The organism is Streptomyces sp. NPDC051218 (genome assembly GCF_044455475.1).
Classification (GTDB): Bacteria; Actinomycetota; Actinomycetes; order Streptomycetales; family Streptomycetaceae; genus Streptomyces.
The window spans coordinates 133050-153012 of the sequence record NZ_JBITEU010000003.1 but is presented as its reverse complement, the minus strand read 5'-3'; the positions used below and the strand labels follow the sequence as shown (position 1 = coordinate 153012).

The following is a 19963-nucleotide window of genomic DNA, read 5'->3' as shown; positions in this document are numbered from 1 at the left end:
ACCTCTGGGCTCGCCAGCGAGTGTCTGATGAGGCTGGGAGGTCGGCCCCTTCCGGTGCTCTCTTCCCAGCCTCATTGCGGGCCACGTGCGGCGTCCGCGCCTGGCTGCCTCGGGACAAGCCTTGGCGGAACCGGGCGAGGCGGATTCGCGTAGGCTGCGTGCGCGCGTTCTTGCTCGCGGCGCCAGATCCGCATCAGCACTTCGTCCGACCGAGGCACAGCGAGCCCTACGTCCTTCAAGATTTCCCGAAAGTACGGGACTGGGCCGCCACCGGGCGCCATGACCAGGGACGAAAGAAGCGGTGCGTCGCCACCGGAATGGTCTTCGATCTGCGACAGGAGCTTGAGGCGTACTTCCTGGGGGCTGCTCTTGCCGCCGGCTATGAGAAGCCAGTGCGTGGTGCCTCCCGCCTGCGCAACCGTGACGAGGTGCTGCCGAAGATCGCCAGGGGCGGGAACAGCAGGCCGCTTGGCCTTCGGTGGTCGGGCATCGAGTTGCTGATGCTCCCGCTTCGGCGGCTCAACTGCAGGGGCCGACCGTACGACCCCGCCAGAGGGCTTCCGGCTTCGCCGAGCTGCCTTCCTCACTGTTTCGATGGCGGTTTCCAGCTGAGCGCTCGTCTCCCGAAGAACGCGCAGCCCACGCTTGTTGAGCTTGGTCCGGCGTGTGCCTTCCAGGAGCCGACGAGTTGTCCGGAGCTCCTGCTTCAGGCGAGCGGCAGCCTTGCCTCCTGCGCCACCGACCAGTTGCTGCCCCTCAGAGACGAGGTGTTGCAGCCGCTTCCAGTCGTCGGGAGCCTGGCTGCCCTGCGTTCCCGTCCGCTGACTTCGTCGAACTCCGGCTTGGCGCGGACCGGGAGGGATTGCGATGTGCACCTCGGGTACTGCCGCGTCGAGCGGCAGCTCCGGCGGCAGGGTACGTGAGGGGATTCCGTACTTCGCAAACGCACGATCAGCCTCACGCTGTGCCCACCGCTTCAGATGAGACACAGAAGACGGCCTCCCCAGCCCAAGCCCTTCGACGATGTCGGCCAGGAAGGGCAGCGGTTCACCGCTGGCCGTCCGTATGAGGGCGGATAGAACGGGGTCGCTTGCGGGAAACGGGATGTCGGCCTCGGTGAGCAGTTCGACGAGTGCCCTGGTGTCGTAATGGGCGAGGTCCACGCTGATCGTCTGACCGAGGCGTTTCAGGGTCGGCTTGGTCGCCCACCGCGCGTCCAATTCCAGGGCTTCGCGAACCGCGACGATCAATTCGTCCCGGCTCAGGCGCCGGAACGCTGGCGGCTGAGGAGACGGCGACACAGGCGGCGCCCCTCTCGCGCCATTGCCCTTACCCGCCGCGGCCGATCGCCTGCGGGCGGCCCGTATCTGCTCAACCGCCGGTGTGGAAAGCCCGTCGGCGGTCACAGCTGCGGCGGCGAACGGCGTCCACTCGGTGGCTCGACCGCGCTGCTGCACACCGAGGTAGGGACACCGTTCAGCTCCTCTGGTCTCGAACCGGATACGGAAGACATAGTCGGAATCGTTCAAGACCCCCTGGGGCGCCGGGCCTCCTAGGCCGAAGATCCAGTCGACGTCCTCTTTGCCCGAGGTGTACGTCTCGCCAGGAGCCATGCCCCACGAACCATTGCGGTCAGGCGACAGGCGGAAGCGCAGTTGTCGCGCACCGCCGTGGAGGTCGACGTCGATCAGGCCGCCGGGGGAGGCAGTGCTCCTGCGCATCCGGACTGTCGCTTCTAACCCCTGGCTGCCCGCCCAGCCTTGCAAGGCCCTCTTCATGAACAGGTGGTCGGCGCTCTCTTCTCCATTGGCAGTGCGAGTGCAGGTGTGATGGGGATGGTGCGCGAAATGGCAGACCTTCGAGCAGTAGAGCCGGTCTGTCAGGCGCTCGCCGCAGCCGCCGAGCAGGGTGCCGCACCAGTAGGTGTACCGAGGGTGCTTCTGCCGCCAGTTCGCCAGCTCCTCCGCCTGCATGGGGAGGATGATCGCCAGGTCGGAATCCTTGCTGCCGATGACGGCCGTCTGTATTCGACGGTGGTCCGTGGGCGACGGTTGCATGACAGAGACCTCCGCGGAGGAAAGCAGACCAGCGTCGACAATCCTGCCAGAGCGGCCGCTTGTGACTAGGCGCTTCCAAGGAGAGCGACCAAGCCTTGCCCGCCCGGCTCGCGGCGGCGCCGGCACCGCATCCCGAAGTCGGCTCCCAAACGGCTCCCAGAATGTCCCCCTAACGCACATCAGGCCCGGCACTGATTCCTCAGTACCGAGCCTGACCCGTCGCTTCTCTGTCGGGGTGGCGGGACGGCCTCTTCATCCCGAATGAGGTTCGGGCAAGATCGACACCTGAGGATCCTGCAACGTGCTGGTCAGTGCGTTGGTCTGAAGTGGTGCGGCGGGGCCTCGGTTGGTCGACAGAAGAAGATCATCTTCCAGGGTTCTCCCAGCGCCGGGTGCTCGTCTGGGGGATCGCCCCCGAGCGTCACCTGCCAGTCGCATTGCGGAAGCATGTTCGCGCGACGGGTATAGGTTCCTGTGGCTCTCGCGGTGCATGCACTTGATGGAGTGATCAAACCTGGTCCTTGCGCCACGGTGCGCTGCGGTCCGACAGGGTGTCGAGAATCAACTCGCACCAGGTGACCGCAGCATTGACCGTCAGGCGGGCATGACGCACTCCAAGGCCGGACGGTGCGCTTGCCTGGCCGTGACCGCTACCGAAACCCTGGTTGCGTAGTTCGGCGACTCCGACCGCGATGTTCACTGAGCCCGACAGGATCTTCTTCACGGCCTTGCTGCCGTCTGGCCCGTCAGGTGCTGAGCCAGCGTCGAGCTTCAGCGCCTTCTGGACCGTGCTGATCAGAGCGGGGAGCGCGGCGTTCTTGTCGACCTCGACGTTCAGCTCACCAAGAGCGGTCTTCGCGGTCGCCTCAATGAGCTGCTTAGCTGCGCCGATGGCTCCGTGGGGATCCGTGATCAGGTCTCTGCGAATGCGCTCGAGCTCGATCGTGATGCCCGAGGCGTCGCTCAGGGTGCTCAAATCACGGACCAGCACCGGCGGGTTCGACCAGGAGATCCTTCCCTCCGTATCGAGAGCGAAGCCGTCCCGCTCTAGGCGCACCCTGATGTCGTCCAACCACTTCGGTCTTCCCTGATCGTCCGGGTTCCGGTACGCACGGATGAAGTCCTCGAAGACCAGGAGCACGCGACGCACCTGGTTCGGATCAGACCAGTCCACACCCTCCGCGTAGAGCATGAACTCGGTTCGACGCTGCCCCGAGTCCTGGTACTTCAGCTCATCTGGAGGGATGGGCGCGAACCCGTGGTCCTCCCACAAGTCGGCCACAATCCGAATGGTCAGGTCCGTGGCCAGAGAGCGGAAGGCGTTGCGGGTCGCGGGGCTCACCAGCTCCCGCCGCGCGGTGACGGTCATAGTCTGAAGATAGGAGCAGACGTTGATAGCCGTCACGGCCTTTTCGCAGTGTGACGTCTGTTCCAGACAGCGACCGTCGCCAGCGGCACCGTCTACCCCCACGGCCACCGCGAACTGTCCCACCCCGAGCAGGGCATCTACCTGGTCGGCATGAAGTCCTACGGCCGCGCCCCCACCTTTCTGGCCATGACCGGCTACGAACAGGTCCGCTCCGTCACCGCGGCCATCGCCGGTGACCTCGAATCCGCTGACCGTGTCGAACTCACCCTCCCCGAGACCGGAGTGTGCGGCGGCGCCGGACTCTTCGACACTCCAGCCGCCGACCAGGCCGACGGCGGCGGCTGCTGCGCTCCGGCACCCGCGCTCGTCCAGCTCGGCGTCGGTGCTCCGGCCGCAATCATCGCCGAGGAGACACCGGCCGGCTGCTGCGGCTCGTGACCAGCCTCAACACCCCTCAGCGCGGGGCCGCGACCGGAACAGGGGACCGGTCGCGGCCCCGCGCCGCGCTGCCGGCGCTGTGCGCAACGCAGATCACCAGCTGGGGCGTCGTCTACTACGGTGTCGCAGCTGATGTTGTCTGGACGTTGAACACCAGCTCCCACAGGTGCCCGTCAGGGTCGGTGAAGTAGCCCATGTAAGTCCCGTCATAGGTGCCCGCGGCCTCGGGTACCGCCCCACCCGCCGTGCCGGCTCGGGCGAGGATGTCGTCGACCTCCGCCCCGCTGCCGATGGCGCAGGAAATGACGCACGCGCCCGGCACGGCAGCGTGGGGAGTGGCAACGCCGGCACGGTCGAGGTACGTCGCGTACTCCCCGCGCTGGATCAGGAACAGCGACAGGTTCGGCAGCTCGAAGAGGATGGCTTCTCCTGGCGTCGAGGTTCAAGATGCCTATGTGGTGAATACGCAGAGTAACGCCACAATTGACCGTACACGGGGAATCCGAAGTGGCCGCTGTCATGGGCGGTGGGTAGCTTCCCCGCACGCCGGTGAATGAGGCCGGGAGTGAGACCCGAGACGTGCCCCGGCTCGGCGAAGCAGGGTGAGCCGCGGCGGTCGGGTGTGACAGCGGGAAGAGGGGCTGATCGTGAGGTCAGCCCCGGGGCAGCGGGTAACCGGCTCCAAACCGGAAACAAGCGTTCACGAGGTGCCGCTCAACCTGTTCTTGCCTCCTTCCGCAGCCGTATCCTCGCCGCGTGACGACGGTTGAGGGCGCGTACAAACTGGCTGAAGGACTGCTCCGTGAGAGTCTGCCGCGGCGGTGGGCACACACGCAGGGCGTGGCCGCCTGCGCCAGGGAACTCGCGCCCCTCGTGGGCGGCGGAGCCGAGGGCCTGGAGATGGCAGCTGTGCTGCACGACATTGGGTACGCGCCGCCGCTTGTCGACACCGGCTTCCACCCCCTTGACGGCGCACGTCACCTTCAGGCACTCGGCACGATGAGTGGTCTAGTCGTGCGCCTGGTGGCGAATCACTCCTTCGCGCTCCTGGAGGCTGAAGAGCGCGGTCTGCGGACAGAGCTGGCCGCCGAGTTTCCCTTGCCTGGCGATCTCCTGTTGGTGGACGCCCTGGTGTACTGCGACATGACCACCACGCCGGACGGAGGGCGTACGACTTCAGAGGAGCGGGTGGGCGAGATCTTGGGCCGGTACGGCGCGGACAGCATCGTCGGACGATTCATCCGACGGGCCGCACCCGAGATCCACGCCAGCGTGGGACGGGTGCGGGCTGCGGCGGACGACCTGGGTGTCGTGCTCTGATCAGTTATCCGACGTAGGGATAGGTGCCGGCCAGGTAGTCGCCGATCTGCTGGCGCATGCTGGGGTGAATGTCGTAGTCGTCGAGGTCGTCGGGCTGGACGAAGCGCACGCCATCTGCTTCGTCGTTGATGGTGGGTTCGCCGCCGATGGGGCGCCCGATGTAGGTGTTCTCGTACTGCTGGCGGATCTCACCGTCGGTGTAGGCGACGATGTGGTGCGGATTGGTGTAGACCCCTAGGAACCCGGTGATTTCGGCGACGATGCCGGTTTCCTCCTCGCACTCGCGGACGGCGCACTGGGCTGCCGTCTCCCCGATGTCCTGGGCGCCTCCGGGCAGGGCCCATTGACCGGTGTCGCGGCGTCGTTGCAGGAGGATCATGCCCACGTCATTCACGACGAGCATGTTGCTGGCGGGGATCAGGGTGTTGGCCTTGGGGGCCTTGGGGTCGTTGTAGTACTCAGTCCTGCCCACTGCGGTAGCGCTCCTTGCTGTCGGCGTTGTCGGGCGCCCAGAGGCGCGCGGCCTTCCAGACCGCTTCGAAACTCTCGTCGTACCGGTCGAACCATTCCGCGTTGGGCGTGCGGCGCAGATGGAAGAGCGGGTTCGCACTGGCTGGCTGGCCCCAGATGTGGGTGTTGACGAGGAGATGGTCGTCGTAGCGGAAGATCGAGTTGTACAGCGTGGTGTCGTGCAGCCGTACCTCGCAGCCTGGGTGGTCGACGAGGCTCCGGTAGTAGGTGAGCGAGGCTTTGATCTTGGCGGCCAGGGTGTCGCCGATGCCTTCCTCGTGTCCGCGGATGCGTACAGCCTCGCCCTCCGGGTCTCCGAAGCACAGGCGCACCCGAACCCCGGCCTGCGCCCGCTCCTGGAGCATTCGCGCGATGCGGGGGTTCGTCTGGGCGAAGAAGGTGCCGGAGAACACCAAGACGTCGACCTGCTTCATGGTCCCTAGGAGCAGCGATATCCAGATGTCGCGAGGGACACTCGCCCGGTTCGGGTAGGTGCCGGCGATCTCCGACTGCGTGGATCCGAAGCGCGATGCCTGCTGATCCGCATCCGGCCACAGGTAAGACTCGTCCACGCGGAGCAGGTTGGCGACGGTCCAGCGGTGTCGTCGGTGCGGGACACGTCCGCTGATCCAGCGACTTGCCGTCTTAGGGTCGACGGCGCATGATTCGGCCAACTCTTCTACCTTTAGCCCGCTTTGTACGAGTGCGGAGCGCAGTCGCTCATTCACTCAGGTAAGACAACCGGACCGCTCAGCCCGCCGCAAGAGCATCTTCCGACATGGCATGGCCGGTGGCGTTTGCGCCACTGCTTAGGCTGGCGACGTGCCACTCATCGTGCTCTGGGATATCGACCACACGCTCATCGAGAACTCCGGTGTCAGCAAAGAGATCTACGCGGCGGCTTTTGCGGCCCTGGCCGGCCGTACGCCCCTTCATCCGGCCCGTACGGAAGGACGGACCGACCGCTTGATCCTTGCCGGGATGTTCCGGGACCACGGGATGGAGCCACCAGCTTGGGAGCGCATCGTGCGGGCGTTGGAAGTCGCGGGCGAGGGGCGCGAGGGGGATCTTGCGGTGCGGGGCCGTGCCCTCCCTGGCGCGCGTGACGCACTTGAGGCCCTTGCGGGGGAATCGGGAATGGTCTCCTCGGTGCTGACTGGCAACATCGCGGCCAATGCCCGTGTGAAGCTACGCCCCTTTGGGCTCGATGCGCTCTTGGACATGGAATGTGGGGCTTACGGAGAACACTCGGAAGACCGCGCGGCTCTCGTGAAAGTGGCCCGAGAGCGCATTCAGCAGACCCATGGCCTTCCCCATGACGCACCCGCCGTCCTCATCGGGGACACCCCCCGTGATGTCCAGGCCGCCCTCGGCTCCGACGCCCACGTCATCGCGGTGGCCTCTGGCATCCACAGCGTTGACGAGCTGCGGGCGGCCGGGGCGTCTGTCGTGCTTTCTGATCTCCGAGACGTCTCAGGTCTAGTGAGTCATCTGCGTTCGCTGGCATCCGGCAGCGACTGAAAACGTCCCAGGACGTCCCGGAGAGATCCTGGGACGGCGTTCGGCGTCCTCGTGTTTCGCGACAGTCTCTGCGTGTCGTCGGCGGCTGAATCCTCCACGGGCCGCCGGCGCACCCATCCCCTCCGGCTGCTGGGACGGAGCACGCGCATGACGGACTTACTGAGCGGACAGAGCAGCACGACCTCCACGCTCGGGGAGGTGGAACGACTCGCGGCCAAGTACCGCGTGCCTGTCGAGGACACGCTGCTCATCGCGATCAATCTGCACGGCATCGCGTCCGACCTGCCGCGCCACCGGGCACGCGTCCAGGTTCGACTGGCGAGTGCCCCATCGGTGCCCTGGCAACTCATAGTTCCCTTGAACGTCACGGACTCCCCATTCCGCCTCAGAGGCGAGAACCTCACGCTGGGCGGCGCCCCGGTCGGCACCGTCGAGCGCATTGATGCGGACGAGGCGGTCGGCGGATACTTCCGCGACGCTGGCGCGGCTCTCACACTCAACCCGAATGCGCGCAGCCGTTGTGTGGGGTGCGCCTTCTGTCCCAACACCCTTGAGGCTGCCGCTGATCCCCGCCTCGCGGAGGAGCGGGACCTCCAGGAACTCTTCACGGCGCTGCGGGAGCAGCACCCGCACCGTGACCTGACAGACGTGCGTGAGGTGACCGTCTCGACCGGCTGCTTCGAGCGTGAGTCGGCGGCGGTGCAGCACCTACGCACGCTCCGTACCGTGCTCGGCGAACAGGGCGTCAAGGCGCGCATCGGCTTCCTGACCTCGGTGTTGGGGTCTAAGAAGGCATTCGATCAACTCGCGGTTGACGTGGCGCCTTTCGTTCTCCGCCTTACCGCCGAGTGCTTTACACGGCGCGATCTGTTGCTGAAGGCCAGTAAGGCCGTGCTCGTCGCCTCGGAGATGCCGGGACTGCTCCGCCGGGCGTTGGAAGCCGGCCATGGCACCTCGTTCACGTACATCGTGGGGTTGGACGCGCTTGAAGCACTGCATGCGGGCGTCAGCGCGCTGGTTCCGTACGTCAGCGAGTTCCCCAACTTCCAGGTCTACCAGGCCCATAACTCGGTCATGGCCAGCCTGCGTGCACCCGGAGCGCAGGATCTGGAGCACTACCTCCAGGCACGCGTAGTGATCGAGGACATCATGGGCTCGACCGGCCTGCGTCCCACCGCATGGGAGTGCTACCGCCCCCTGTGGTACTTCACCTTCGCCGGCGAGTCCTTGGTCGGTGCACGGTGACCGGAACCCCCGCTCTGGCCGATGCTCTGTGGCGAGCGACCGTCTATGCCTCGGTCTGCCAGCTGCATCTGCGGGAAAACGTCCTGCTCGCGGAGCCACTGGTCGCTGAGAACGTGAAGGATCGGCCTGCCGGACACTGGGGCACTGTCCCCGGCACCGCGTGGGCGTTGTCCCACGTGGTGCTCGCGGCGGGGGATTTGGACGGACGCGTGGAACTGATGCCACTGCTGGGGGCGGGGCACGCCGGCGTCGTCCAGCTCTCGGCGGCTTGGGTGACCGGGGAGCTCGGGAAGGTACGGTCGCGCTTCAGCCCGGACGCGAACGGCCTTCGTCAGCTGGCCCAGGCGTTTCCGGAGACCGACGGTCTCGGATCGGAGGTCTCGCCGTCTCTCCCCGCCGGCGGCTTCCTCGGGGGGCGGCTCGGCGGCTGTCTTCCCTTCGCCCAGGGGGCCGCCCTCGACGCACCGGACCGAGTTGTCGTGCCCATCATTGGGGACGGCGAATGCGAGACCCCCACGACCGCCGCGAGCTGGCTGGGGCAGAGAGCCCTCCCTGATGCCTCGGTTCTGCCCATCGTGCACGTGAACGGCTTCCGCATGGGACAGCAGTCGCTGCTCGGCGCGATGAACGACGACGCGCTTCGCGCATACTTCGGCGGCCTGGGCTGGGTAGCCCAGGTGGTTCATGTCGTGACGGGGACTCTGCAGGAGCACCATGCCATTCACACGGCGTTGTGGAGCGCGCTGGAGGAAACGCTCGTCGGGCGTCGGACAGTTCTGATCCTGCGCTGTGTGAAAGGTTGGGGCGGCCCCGCCGCCCTCGGAGATCGTGCGTTGCTGGGCACCCCCGATCTGCACAAGACCCCGCTGGTCAGCCCGCGTACCGACCCGGATCAGCTGACGAGACTGGCCGACTGGCTCGCCTCATACCGGCCCGCGGATCTCTTCGACCCGGACGGGCGTCCGCGCGGTGACCTTGCCGAGGCGGTGGCCACGGTTCGCTGGTGCTCCCTGGGTCCAGCCGAGCCCCTGGAGGTGGAGGGACGAGCCTCGGGATACCGGCAGGTGAGCACGTTCACCGAGGCGGTCACCGACGTCGTCAAGCGGCACGCCGCGCGCGCGGATTTTCGTGTCCTCAGCCCGGACGAGCTGTCCTCCAACCGGCTACCGGATCTCGTTGGAGAGGACTGGACACACGAACTGCTGGCGGAGGAGGTGTTGTTGGAGTGGCTTGCCGGTTGGACGGCCAGCGGGCGTCGAGGAGTGATGGTCTCGTACGAAGCGTTCGCACCGCTGCTCACCAGCGGCTTAGTGAGCCACATAAAGCACAGGCGCACGGCTGGCGCGCTGGGCCTGCCCAGCCTCAACCTCCTGCTCACGTCATACGGCTGGCACAACGTCCACAGCCACGGGGACCCCTCCCTCGCCACCACGCTCCTTGGGCTCAGGGTTCCTTCGGTGCGCGTGTTGACGCCAGCCGATCCGGCACGCACCGCCGCCGTCCTGGACGAGGCGTTCGACTCGGTCGACAGGGTCAACCTCATTGTCGCGGGAAAGCACACCCGCACGGCTCATCCCGCGGACACCATTGAGGAGGAATACGAGCGGGGCCTCGCGATCTGGCCGCACCTGAGCGACGACGGCGAGCCCGACCTCACGGTCGTCACGGCTGGAGACATCCCGGCTGCTGTCGCCAGCGACGCTGTGGGCTACCTCCGCGAACGGCACGGCTACCGCATCCGCGTGGTGAACCTGCTCGACCTGACCGTCCTTGGAGCCGCCCAGTTGTGGCCACGGGGACTCAGTACCCAGGAAATCGACCACTATCTCGGCGCGAACGCCGCTGTCCTCGTTCTCACCCTCGGACATCCCGCCGCCGTTTGGAGCCTGCTGGCCGGACGGCTCCACCGTCCCGTCGATGTGATCGGCTGGCAGGAACCACTCGGCCCCATGCCTCAGCAGCTGCTCGCCCACACCCTCGGCATGGACCGGGCAGGAGTGGAGCGGTCCGCCAGACGCCTGCTCGCCACCCGGGAGGTGGCCCGGTGACCTCCTTCACCATTGAACGGCTGGAGATCGCCGCGGTTCGCGAGGACGTGGCCCCGGGGGACGACGCGCTCTTCGTCATGATCCACGGTGCGGGCGTGGCCGGCTGTTATGGCCCGATCAGTGAACGGATCGCGGTCTACGCGAGGGACACCTTGTCTCCAGTAGTGCAGGGGCACCATGCCGCCGACCACGATGGTTTGTCGGTCCGACTGCGGGCGGCTGCTCGCACCTCACCGTCCGACGTCGCCTCCTGGGCGGTCGGCGCGGTCGACTGCGCAGCCTGGGATCTTCACGGCCGTCTCACTTCGCGCTCAGTCGCCGACCTCCTGTCACGCGGCAAGTCTCAGCGATCCGTGCCGGCCTATGCCTCGTGGCTCTCCCAGAACCTCACCAGCTGCGAGGACTTGGACGTGCTGCGCGGGGTCGCGGCGGGAGGCTGGCGATTCACCAAGTGGGGGCTTCGTCGAGCCCCGAAGGACTCGCCAGGCCAGGCCGCTGCACACATGGCACAGGCTGTGGAGCGTTGTTCCGAGACCGTCGGCGGCCCTGTCGCCGTCGATGCGGTCGGCACCTGGACCCCAGGTGTGGCCAGGGAATTTGCCTTGAGAGTAGAGGCAGCTTCCCTGCGCTGGCTGGAGGATCCGCTGCCGTACCACGATCTGGACGCATACGAACTTCTCGCGGCCACCGGACTGCCCCTGGCCGTAGGCGAGCGCGCGCACTGTGACGAGGATCCCACCAGCCTTATTCAGTACGTCCGGCCGAGCGCTCTGACTCTTGATGTCGTCGGCTGCGGCGGCCTGACCCGAGCGAGGCAGATGCTCGATCTGGCCCAAGCACACGCCACCCCCGTATACCCGCACGGCCGCTCGATCGTTCCTGGACTCCACCTTGCGGCGGCCTTCCCCGACGCGGTTCCGGCCGTCGAGTACCGGCTCCAGTGGGAGCCACGACGCCAGCGCCTGTACGACGCGCCACTTCAGCTTGAACCCGGACGTATCAGCATGCCGGACACCCCTGGTCTCGGCACGACCCCAAGGAGGGCGACATGCCCAGCACGTCGCTGAGTCTCTCCGTCACCGGCACCGTCAGCCAAGGCCCGGACGGACCGCTGCTGGTGCTGTCCCAGCGACTCGACGGACACGACACCTTCCTCAAAGGAAGCCTCGACGTAGGGAGTGCAACGGTCCCCGTACGCATCCTGACCCTTGACGACGTCACCGTGCTGCGTCCGGCGGGGGACGGCCAGGTGCCCGATCCGGGCACAGGATGGCAGGGGACGCTCCATCTGCCGCACGGCCTTCGTCCGCGAGCCATTCCGCCGGATCTGCAGGAGATGGCCGGCGACGAGGGGCGGTCTCTGGAGACGCTCGATGAGGCGGAGCTGCGCTACGTCCTGACCTTCCTCTCCGAGTCCACGACCACCGCCATCCGGCAAGCACGCGTCGCAGCCATCGTCTCCGCCATGCCGGCGACCACAGAGAGGCCCTGATGACCGCCGAACCCTCGCTCCTGGTGACAGTCGATGTCGGCGGAACTCTTGGCACCGCTGAAGGCCCTGGCCTGGCGATGCGACTGGCTGAAGCCTCCCCGTTACCTGCGGCTCAGGCGCGGGCGATCATGCGAGCCGGACTCCATACCCAACCAGCGCTCACTGACGCCGTGGTGGCGGGGATCTGCGAGGCGTTGGAGGTGCCCGAGGAAGCCTTTCCCCGCGACCTGGCCCCGGCTCCGCTCCGTCTTTTTCCCGGCACCACGGAAGCTCTGCGCAAGATCAGCGCCGTGGCGACCGTGGTCACACTCTCCAACGTCACGTGCGTCGACGCCGACACCGAGGGACTTCGCCGTCGGCTCTCCCCATGGGTGAGCGACTACTTCCCCTCCTGCCGTATAGGCCATACCAAGCCGGACCCACGCGCCTTCCGCACCGTCGTCGACCAGCTCGATGCCGCCCCCGATCGGGTGATCCACATCGGTGACGACTGGGCCTGCGACATCGAGGGAGCCGTCGCCTCAGGCTTGAGGGCTGTCTGGATATCTCGTGGGCGCCAAGTCCCCGATGAATCATTGGTCGTTGACCACGGTGTGCTCGTCGCCATCGACCTGGCGGCAGCCGCCACGTACATCGAACAGCTCGCAGCAGGGAGCGCCTCATGAGTCTCTTCACGGGAACCACCTCGTACTACCGTCAGTTCCGCCCCGGCATCCCCGACGATGTGGCAGCGGTACTCGACACCGCCGCCCCCGCTGGACCTGAGGGCCGCCGTCGGCTCTTGGACGTCGGTACGGGAACCGGCCTCGTGGCCGAGGCTCTGCTCGACCGTTTCGGCGACATCATCGCCGTTGACAACGACGCGGACATGCTCGCCGCAGCCGAGTCGGCGCTACGGCCAAAGCTCCCCGAAGGGTCCAGCCTTTCCCTCGTCCAGAGCACGGCCGAGGACTTCACCCCGCCTGCCGGCTGGCGGGCCGAACTCGTCACCATCTGCCGGGCATTCCACTGGCTTGACCAGGCCGCCGTCCTGGCCCTCCTGGACGAGCAGGTCGCTTCAAACGGCGTGGTTGCGATCTTCGGAGACAACAGCTTCTGGGTTGCTGGCAGCCCTTGGAAGGAAGCCGTCCGGGATGTAGTGAAGGGCTTCCTCGGAGAGCAGCGGCGCGCGGGTGCCGGCACCTTCCAGCATCACAACCGCCCCTACAGCGAGATCATGGAGGAATCTCCCTTCAACGAGGTCGAGGAGGTCCGAGTACCTGTCCACCGCACCTGGACCGCCGAGGGCATCCTCGGCTACCTCTACTCCACGTCCTTCGCCGCACCCCACCTCTTCGGAGATCGGTTGAAGGAGTTCGAGGCCGCGGTGAAGAACCGGCTGGCTGACTTCAGCGACAACGACACCTTTCCCGAGGAGAACGAGTTCCTCATCCGTCTCGGACGGCGGGACAGGAAATGACGGCGCAGGGCGAAGACAGGTCATACGGCAGGCTGACGGCCCCTCGTGTCATGGCCGGGCTTAGCGAGCAGTCGATCCTCTGCCTGCCGGTTGGCTCCCTGGAGCAGCACGGCCCGCATCTGCCGCTCAACACCGACACGGTCATCGCCGAGCGCTTCGCCGACCGCCTGGCCGCGTACGTCGGGGATCGGCACGACCTCTGGGTCGTGCCGCCCGTTCCCTACGGGCTCTCCCCGGAGCACGCGTGGGCGCCGGGGACCATCACCCTGAATATCTCGCTCTACACCGCCCTAATCGACGCGTTGGTGGGGGAGTACGTCCGCTCAACACCGGCACGGGCGGTCCTCATCGTCAATGGCCATGGCGGCAACAAGGGCGTCCTTGAGGCTCTCGTACACCAGCTTCAGCGCACGCATGACGTGTCAACCTGCGTGGTCAACCCCGGCTCCCTCGCCGCTGGACAGCTCGAGAGCGATGGCGCGTTCCCCGAGGTCCACGCCGGCATCCGCGAGACCTCCCTCATGCTCGCCCTCGCCCCCGACCACGTACGGCTGGATCTCCTCCTGAACGGCTCCACTCCCGACTACGGCCAGCGGGAGGAGATCCAGCGCCTTGTCTTCGGTCGGGGCGCAACCTGGCCCTGGTCGTCGGACAACCCCGCGATCTCTATGCAAGGCGTCATCGGCGGCGACCCGCACCAAGCCACCACAGACCACGGACAGGCACTCGTTGCAGCCGCCCTGAACGCGTGCGCGGATGCCCTCGACCGGCTCGCCACGCCCACAACGCACGAACCGACCGACGTACGGAGGACCCATGAGTCTCACGGCTGAGGAGAAGGTGACCTTCAAACGAGACGGCGTTCTCATACGACGTGGCCTGGTCAAACCCGACCAGGTCAAACAAGCCGTCTCCCTGATCGACGAGTCGTACCGCAGGGAAATGACGCCGGACGACATACCCGCGTACTCACGGCGCACCTTCGCCCCGGAACTGGGAGATCGCGCAGAGCTGCTCTCCCTGTACACGGAGACTGGGGCGGATAGGCTCGCCGGCGACTTGCTTGGTGATGTTGGGCCAGTAACGACCGCCCAAGTTCAGATCCGTGTGCCCGAAGGCGAGTTCCCCGGCGTACAACCGGAAAAGGCCATGCACGTCGACGGGGTCTCCTGTCCTCACTTGGACCCGCGAGAGCTACGTACGTTCTCCCTGCTCGTCGGCGTCGTGCTGTCCGACATCGGCGACCCGCGGTGCGGGGCCCTGCATTACCTTCCCGGCGGGCACGTCACCATGGCCCGCTGGTTCGCCGACGAGTGGTCACTCGGAATGACCGAGCAGGTTCCGCCAGAGATCGATCGCGAGCACGGGATCCCATTCCTTGGCATGCCCGGGGACGTCCTGCTCATGCACCACCTCGTTCCCCACATGGTGGCCCAGAACCTCATGCCCTTCCCCCGGGTGATGGCGTACTTCCGCGTCTCCCACCCGGCCCATGCGGGCCGTCGCCTCGAAGCCCTCCGCGACCCCTGGCTCGACTACGCGCCCCTTGCGGGTGCCTCCCCTTCTACCTTCCAGGAGTAGCTCCATGCGTATCGTCAAACCCGGCGAACTCGACGTTGCGGCCCGCGCCATCGAATCCGGCGAACTCGTCATCGTCCCCACCAACCGTTGGTACATGATCTGTGCGGACGCCAGCAACGCGGACGCATCCGGCAGCGTGTTCGCGGGCAAGCGACGCCCCAGCGGCAAGTCCCTCGCCTACATCACTCCCTCACTCGCCGTCTGCGAGCAGCATTTCCAACTCAGTCCCGAGGCAAGGAAGCTCGCCCAGCAGTTCTGGCCCGGTGACCTCGCGCTTCTCCTGCCTTGGCGGGACCATGAGGACGCCGCACGCCACGCCGCCGTCGGCTCGCCGGCACTCACCACTATGGCTCCCGGAGTGCTCGGTGAACTCGCGGCACGGGCCAAGGTGCCCGTCGCCGCGACGACAGCCAATATCTCCGGCGACGCTGGTCCGGACGACCATGGCCCTGCCGTGACCCTGGACGAGGTCCACGCCTTCCTGACGGCCTCCAGCCTCGCGGTGTCCGTCATCGTCGACGGAGGGGTATGTCCTGCGGCCAATCACATGACGATCGTGGACTGCTTCACCTCGGAAACGAAGCTCGTACGGACCGGCCTCGTCCACCAGCGAGCCGTCACCGCGGCTCTTGGGCGGGAAGTGCGGCCCTCCTGATGCAGCTGTAGGGTCGCGTCACGCGAAGGCGGGCAGCGGAGCCGCGCAGACCGGCGGTTGAGCCCGTTCGGCCGGCGGTCGAGCGTGGACGGGGATGAGAAGGGGTGAGCCCCAGACAACTACTCGACACGCACCCGGCAAGGGGCGACGAGGCACTGCGTCGCGTCCTAGAAGACGCTTCCATGGGCCGCTGGGAAGGCCCGCGCGATCTTCTGACGTCTACTGGTCCGGACTGGGATCGGCGGATCTTCCATCTCCAGGTCCTCGCCGAGGCTGGGGCGCGACTCACGTTCGCCGACACCTGGGCGAAGGCCGAACCGCGCTCACCGCACGCCCTGGCCCTCTTGGCGAATGTGCAAGCCCTGCGCGCGATGATCGCCGGCCGTGACACCGGCCGGTCGCTCATGGAGGACGCCTGGGCCACATGCCGCACCACTCTCGCTGTGTGGCCGCAGGACGTCGCCCCTCTGCTTGTCATGCTCGCGCTACTTCGTACCCATGCCCCCGACCGGAGCACGCTTGGCAGCGTGTGGGAGGAGATCCAGCAGCGCGACCCGTGGAACCGCGAGGCGCATCACGAGGTCGTCACGTACCTGCTCCCGCGCCATCACGGAAAGCAGGGCGAGGCAGCGTGGTGGGCCGAGGAACAGGCATCCACCGCTCCCCAAGGCTTGCCGATCGGGGTCCTGCCCCTGGTCGTCCTGGCGGAAGCGCACCGCTCGCGTCAGGAGCAGGACCGGACGGCGTACGGCCTGACGATTCACCCCTGGGTCGACTGTCCGCAGATCGCTCCGGTGCTGGAGCGCTGGTGGCGCTACCGAGCACCGCGCCCGCACGCCTGCTTCGCCGATGACGCCAACTACCTGGCCCACGCGCTGTCGTTCGCGAATCGGCACAGCGAGGCGTTGGAGGTCTTCGACGCCATCGGTCCACACGCCACCCAGGTCCCCTGGTCGTACTGCGGCCAGGCCCAAGATCTGTTCCTGCGGCACCGCGCCTGGGCCTACAGCCCGCCGCGGCGCCGGCACCGCTGAAGACCTGACCCCACCCCTCTCCCGTACGAAGGACGGAACCCCCATGCCTCTTGACGTCTCCCGCGTCTCCGACGAGGAACGCCTGAAGCAACTTGGTTACCAGCAGACGCTGTCGCGCTCGATGTCCGGCCGCGCGAACTTCGGCGTCAGCTTCACGATCATCTCCATCCTGTCCGGCTGCATGACCATGTACGGCTACGGCATGAATACAGGCGGCCCAGCGGTGATCATGTGGGGCTGGCTGTTCGTCGGCCTCATGACGCTCTTTGTCGGGCTGTCCATGGCGGAGGTCTGCTCTGCCTACCCCACCAGCGCGGGCCTGTACTTCTGGGCGCATCGCATGGCTCCGAAGCGCTCGTCGGCGGCGTGGGCGTGGTTCACCGGATGGTTCAACACCCTGGGCCAGATAGCGGTGACCGCGGGCATTGACTTCGGCGCCGCCACCTTCCTCAACGCGTTACTGGATCTGCAGTTCGGCTTCGAGGCCACGCCCGGCCATACGATCGCCCTGTTCGGGATCATCCTCGCCCTGCACGGTGTCCTGAACACCTTCGGGGTACGCATCGTGGCCTCCCTCAACGAGGTGTCGATCTGGTGGCACATCCTGGGCGTCGCCGTCATCTGCGGCGCCCTGGTGCTAGTCCCCGAGCACCACCAGTCCATGGGCTTCGTGTCCGGCGAGTTCGTCAACAACACCGGGTTCTCGTCCAGCATCTACGTGGTGCTCATCGGGCTGCTGATGGCGCAGTACACCTTCACCGGCTACGACGCCTCCGCCCACATGACTGAAGAGACCATCGACGCCTCCACCGCCGGACCCAAGGGCATCGTGCGCTCGATCCTGGTCTCGCTGGCGGCCGGATTCGTTCTTCTCTTCGGCTTCACCTACGCGATCCAGTCCTACGGCGGTGCCCTCGACTCGGAAACCGGGGTGCCCCCGGCGCAGATCCTCATGGACGCGCTCGGAGTGGCGACCGGCAAGTGGCTTCTCGTGGTCATCGTCGTCGCCCAACTGTTCTGCGGGATGGCTTGCTTCGGTGACCGCCAACTCCCGCATGATCTATGCCTTCTCGCGCGACGGGGCTCTGCCCTTCTCCCGGACGTGGCACAAACTCAACCCCTCCACGCGGACCCCCGCCAACGCCGTCTGGCTGGCCACCGGAGGCGCTTTCGTGCTGGGGCTGCCCTACCTGTGGAACAGCACGGCGTACGCCGCCGTCACCTCAATCGCCACGATCGGCCTGTACATCGCCTACGTGATCCCTACGTTCCTGAGGCTGCGGCAGGGGGATCGGTTCGAGCGCGGCCCGTGGCATCTCGGCTCGTGGTCCGCTGCCGTCGGGACTATCGCGGTCGCCTGGGTTCTGGTGATCACAGTGCTGTTCATGCTGCCGCAGAGCTCACCCATCACCGCGAAGACCTTCAACTACGCGCCCATCGCGGTCGGCGTGGTCGTCGCGTTCTGCGGCACTTGGTGGCTCGCCTCGGCCCGCAAGTGGTTCCTCAACCCGGCCCACCACCGCAACGCCAGCCCCCATCGCGATCACGTTCACGGACAAGAAGCGGCGCGTTCGTAGGCGCCCCTTGCAGGGAGTAGAGGTGTCGTGGCCCGTGCCTAGGTGGGGCGGGCTGCGCGACGTTTGCGCAGCGCAGTCCGTCCTCACCCCCAAAGCCCGAACGTTCACACGCTCCCGGCCTGGGGCGCCAGCACGCCTCTTCCGGGTCGCTCGACAAGAGAGGTAGGGCCTCCGTGCCGAAGCCCCCGCGCGTGGAGTACGTCATAACCAAGCCCAACCCGCCAACGTGGTGGCGGAAGAACCGCCATCTGGTTCTCCTCGTCGTGGGCCTGTTTGTCGGTGCGTGGCTCGTCAGCAGCCACGACAGCACGGCTGCATCCTCACCTGACCGCCCGAGGCCAGCTCATTCGGGGGTGCCCGAACCGGGCAACAGCGACCGCTGAGCTCCTCCCACGCCGGGCAGCGGCTGAATGCCCTTGGCTCCAGCTTGCTGCCCGGACGCTGGCTTGCTCTTGGCTTACGCTGTCTCTTGCTGAGTTGGACTACTTGAGCCGTTGGCCTCCACGCTGCTCAAGTGGAACGAGCGTGCCGCCTTACGAAATGCCGTGTGGTGGTCGTCGGCCGAACTCTGAGCACTCTCGGTCGCGGCGATGCTGTCTGTGAAAGTCGTTGCAGCAGGTCACGGGAATACTCCGAGAGCTCTTGCCCCAGTGCCAAGAGAGAGCGCCGCGTTTGAACCCAGCGCAGCGTGGGGGTTGCAACTGCGGCTGCCGAGACGGCAAGGAGGACCGCGTGCCCCAGAAGGCTGCTGCCGGAGAGGCCGTAGCGAAACGATGCCCATAGGGAAGCGGCGATCGGGAGCGCGACGGACATGACCGTGGCGGCCTGGCGCTTGCGGGACTCTGCCTGAAATGCGTCGCGCCACGTCCGCTGGCGGACAGCTGCGGTGATGCGTGAGCCGATCCCACCCAGTACGTGCGCTCGCTGTTGGACATCACGCCGTTCAAGTGCTGTCAGCGCCGAGCTGTTGTCGAGGGCGCGCGAGGCCCCCGCCGCTTCGCGCCGCCAGCGCGCACGGACTGCAGGTCGTGGGCGGTGCCCAATGGCCCCGCTGTACTGATTTCGCGCCACTGCGAACACGATGATGGCGCTCATCGTGAATCCAAGCGCGGTGGCCCCCGGGCCCTCACCGATCAGGCTGGTACTAATGCCCCCGGCCAGGCCCCCCACGAAGGCCAGTACCGGGGTAGCAAATTCCGTGAAATAGCGTTCGTCTGGAATCGAGTGAATACGCCGCTCGAATCGATCTACGCGACGCGACAACAGCATCATCATCGACTCCGCCATGAATGTTGCGCCGACGTAGACCATGTCGGCTCCAACTAACCCCACCCATATGATCTTCTCCACGGCATGCAGCGTAGACAATCGCTCATGGACGAAAAAAATCGGTGGGCCCGTAAGCGCGGCTGGGGCATAGGGGCCCATGCGGTGCCAGACTGCCGGGGCGCGATCGCGCGGAGCTCAGGGAGGGAGTGAAGAAGGACGAGGCTGAGTGACGGCGAGACTCACGGCGAGTAGCGATAAGGGCGGAATGGTCGCGGGTGGCGATCTTTTCGTCATTGATTCGGAACGCGTCGTGTTGAACGTGGCACCGATCGATGCCGTCTGTCCTCTCCTCGTCGACATCCGTTCCAGCGTTCTGCCCGTTGTCCTT

18 protein-coding genes and 3 pseudogenes are annotated in these 19963 nt (G+C 66.6%); 15 read left to right on the top strand and 6 right to left on the bottom strand.

The features are described 5' to 3' along the window. Window positions 1-71: 71 nt before the first annotated feature. Both ACIBCK_RS11765 and ACIBCK_RS11760 read right to left on the bottom strand, forming a co-directional pair. Window positions 72-2057: a competence protein CoiA family protein gene (locus ACIBCK_RS11765; protein ID WP_399389184.1), complete on the bottom strand. Its 1986-nt coding sequence runs from the start codon at window positions 2055-2057 to the stop codon at window positions 72-74. A 508-nt stretch (window positions 2058-2565) separates the two neighbouring features. Beyond that, window positions 2566-3426 (bottom strand): abortive infection family protein, encoded by an 861-nt coding sequence (locus tag ACIBCK_RS11760; protein WP_399389182.1) that lies wholly within the window; start codon window positions 3424-3426, stop codon window positions 2566-2568. 84 nt (window positions 3427-3510) lie between these two features. Between ACIBCK_RS11760 and ACIBCK_RS11755 the strand changes: the two are divergent. Both ACIBCK_RS11755 and ACIBCK_RS11750 read left to right on the top strand, forming a co-directional pair. Beyond that, window positions 3511-3864: pseudogene (locus ACIBCK_RS11755) on the top strand (flavoprotein); the annotation flags it as partial. Further along, window positions 3861-3983: pseudogene (locus ACIBCK_RS11750) on the top strand (MFS transporter); the annotation flags it as partial. The pseudogenes ACIBCK_RS11755 and ACIBCK_RS11750, both read left to right, overlap by 4 nt. On the opposite strand, the gene ACIBCK_RS11745 reads toward ACIBCK_RS11750, so the two are convergent. Beyond that, window positions 3980-4186: a VOC family protein gene (locus ACIBCK_RS11745; RefSeq protein WP_399389790.1), complete on the bottom strand. Its 207-nt coding sequence runs from the start codon at window positions 4184-4186 to the stop codon at window positions 3980-3982. The pseudogene ACIBCK_RS11750 and the gene ACIBCK_RS11745 sit on opposite strands and share 4 nt — an antisense overlap. Before the next feature lie 434 nt (window positions 4187-4620). Here ACIBCK_RS11745 and ACIBCK_RS11740 point away from each other — a divergent pair, with 434 nt between their 5' ends. Then, window positions 4621-5184 (top strand): HD domain-containing protein, encoded by a 564-nt coding sequence (locus tag ACIBCK_RS11740; protein WP_399389181.1) that lies wholly within the window; start codon window positions 4621-4623, stop codon window positions 5182-5184. A 4-nt stretch (window positions 5185-5188) separates the two neighbouring features. Here the strand turns inward: ACIBCK_RS11740 and ACIBCK_RS11735 are convergent, their stop codons facing one another. Beyond that, a complete protein-coding gene (locus tag ACIBCK_RS11735) occupies window positions 5189-5656 on the bottom strand; it encodes an NUDIX hydrolase (RefSeq protein ID WP_399389179.1) in 468 nt (155 codons plus the stop codon). After that, window positions 5643-6266, bottom strand: coding sequence for an XRE family transcriptional regulator (locus tag ACIBCK_RS11730; RefSeq protein ID WP_399389178.1), 624 nt, complete (start codon window positions 6264-6266; stop codon window positions 5643-5645). Before ACIBCK_RS11730 ends, ACIBCK_RS11735 begins: the two co-directional genes overlap by 14 nt. A 250-nt stretch (window positions 6267-6516) precedes the next feature. On the opposite strand from ACIBCK_RS11730, the gene ACIBCK_RS11725 reads away from it, so the two are divergent. From ACIBCK_RS11725 to ACIBCK_RS11670, 12 genes and pseudogenes are all read left to right on the top strand, one after another. Continuing rightward, a complete protein-coding gene (locus tag ACIBCK_RS11725; RefSeq protein ID WP_399389176.1) occupies window positions 6517-7215 on the top strand; it encodes a haloacid dehalogenase-like hydrolase in 699 nt (232 codons plus the stop codon). 198 nt (window positions 7216-7413) lie between these two features. Continuing rightward, window positions 7414-8460, top strand: coding sequence for a hypothetical protein (locus tag ACIBCK_RS11720; protein ID WP_399389175.1), 1047 nt, complete (start codon window positions 7414-7416; stop codon window positions 8458-8460). Then, window positions 8457-10508, top strand: a complete 2052-nt coding sequence (locus tag ACIBCK_RS11715) for a hypothetical protein (RefSeq protein WP_399389173.1) — start codon at window positions 8457-8459, stop codon at window positions 10506-10508. Before ACIBCK_RS11720 ends, ACIBCK_RS11715 begins: the two co-directional genes overlap by 4 nt. After that, a complete protein-coding gene (locus tag ACIBCK_RS11710) occupies window positions 10505-11575 on the top strand; it encodes an enolase C-terminal domain-like protein (RefSeq protein ID WP_399389172.1) in 1071 nt (356 codons plus the stop codon). Before ACIBCK_RS11715 ends, ACIBCK_RS11710 begins: the two co-directional genes overlap by 4 nt. Next, window positions 11557-12000 (top strand): hypothetical protein, encoded by a 444-nt coding sequence (locus tag ACIBCK_RS11705; RefSeq protein WP_399389170.1) that lies wholly within the window; start codon window positions 11557-11559, stop codon window positions 11998-12000. Before ACIBCK_RS11710 ends, ACIBCK_RS11705 begins: the two co-directional genes overlap by 19 nt. Further along, window positions 12000-12665, top strand: coding sequence for an HAD family hydrolase (locus ACIBCK_RS11700; protein ID WP_399389169.1), 666 nt, complete (start codon window positions 12000-12002; stop codon window positions 12663-12665). Before ACIBCK_RS11705 ends, ACIBCK_RS11700 begins: the two co-directional genes overlap by 1 nt. Continuing rightward, window positions 12662-13459 (top strand): class I SAM-dependent methyltransferase, encoded by a 798-nt coding sequence (locus tag ACIBCK_RS11695; protein ID WP_399389167.1) that lies wholly within the window; start codon window positions 12662-12664, stop codon window positions 13457-13459. Before ACIBCK_RS11700 ends, ACIBCK_RS11695 begins: the two co-directional genes overlap by 4 nt. Continuing rightward, the gene (locus ACIBCK_RS11690) at window positions 13456-14292 is read left to right on the top strand and encodes a creatininase family protein (protein ID WP_399389165.1); all 837 of its coding nucleotides are present in this window, start codon (window positions 13456-13458) and stop codon (window positions 14290-14292) included. Before ACIBCK_RS11695 ends, ACIBCK_RS11690 begins: the two co-directional genes overlap by 4 nt. Continuing rightward, complete coding sequence (locus tag ACIBCK_RS11685; RefSeq protein WP_399389163.1) at window positions 14276-15040, top strand: phytanoyl-CoA dioxygenase family protein; 765 nt, start codon at window positions 14276-14278, stop codon at window positions 15038-15040. Before ACIBCK_RS11690 ends, ACIBCK_RS11685 begins: the two co-directional genes overlap by 17 nt. A 4-nt stretch (window positions 15041-15044) precedes the next feature. Beyond that, window positions 15045-15695: an L-threonylcarbamoyladenylate synthase gene (locus tag ACIBCK_RS11680; protein WP_399389161.1), complete on the top strand. Its 651-nt coding sequence runs from the start codon at window positions 15045-15047 to the stop codon at window positions 15693-15695. A 182-nt stretch (window positions 15696-15877) separates the two neighbouring features. After that, window positions 15878-16729 (top strand): hypothetical protein, encoded by an 852-nt coding sequence (locus tag ACIBCK_RS11675; protein WP_399389159.1) that lies wholly within the window; start codon window positions 15878-15880, stop codon window positions 16727-16729. 43 nt (window positions 16730-16772) lie between these two features. Further along, window positions 16773-18306: pseudogene (locus ACIBCK_RS11670) on the top strand (amino acid permease). Window positions 18307-18816: 510 nt separating this feature from the next. Here ACIBCK_RS11670 and ACIBCK_RS11665 read toward each other — a convergent pair. Then, complete coding sequence (locus ACIBCK_RS11665) at window positions 18817-19656, bottom strand: hypothetical protein (protein ID WP_399389158.1); 840 nt, start codon at window positions 19654-19656, stop codon at window positions 18817-18819. Between the last annotated feature and the right edge of the window lie 307 nt (window positions 19657-19963).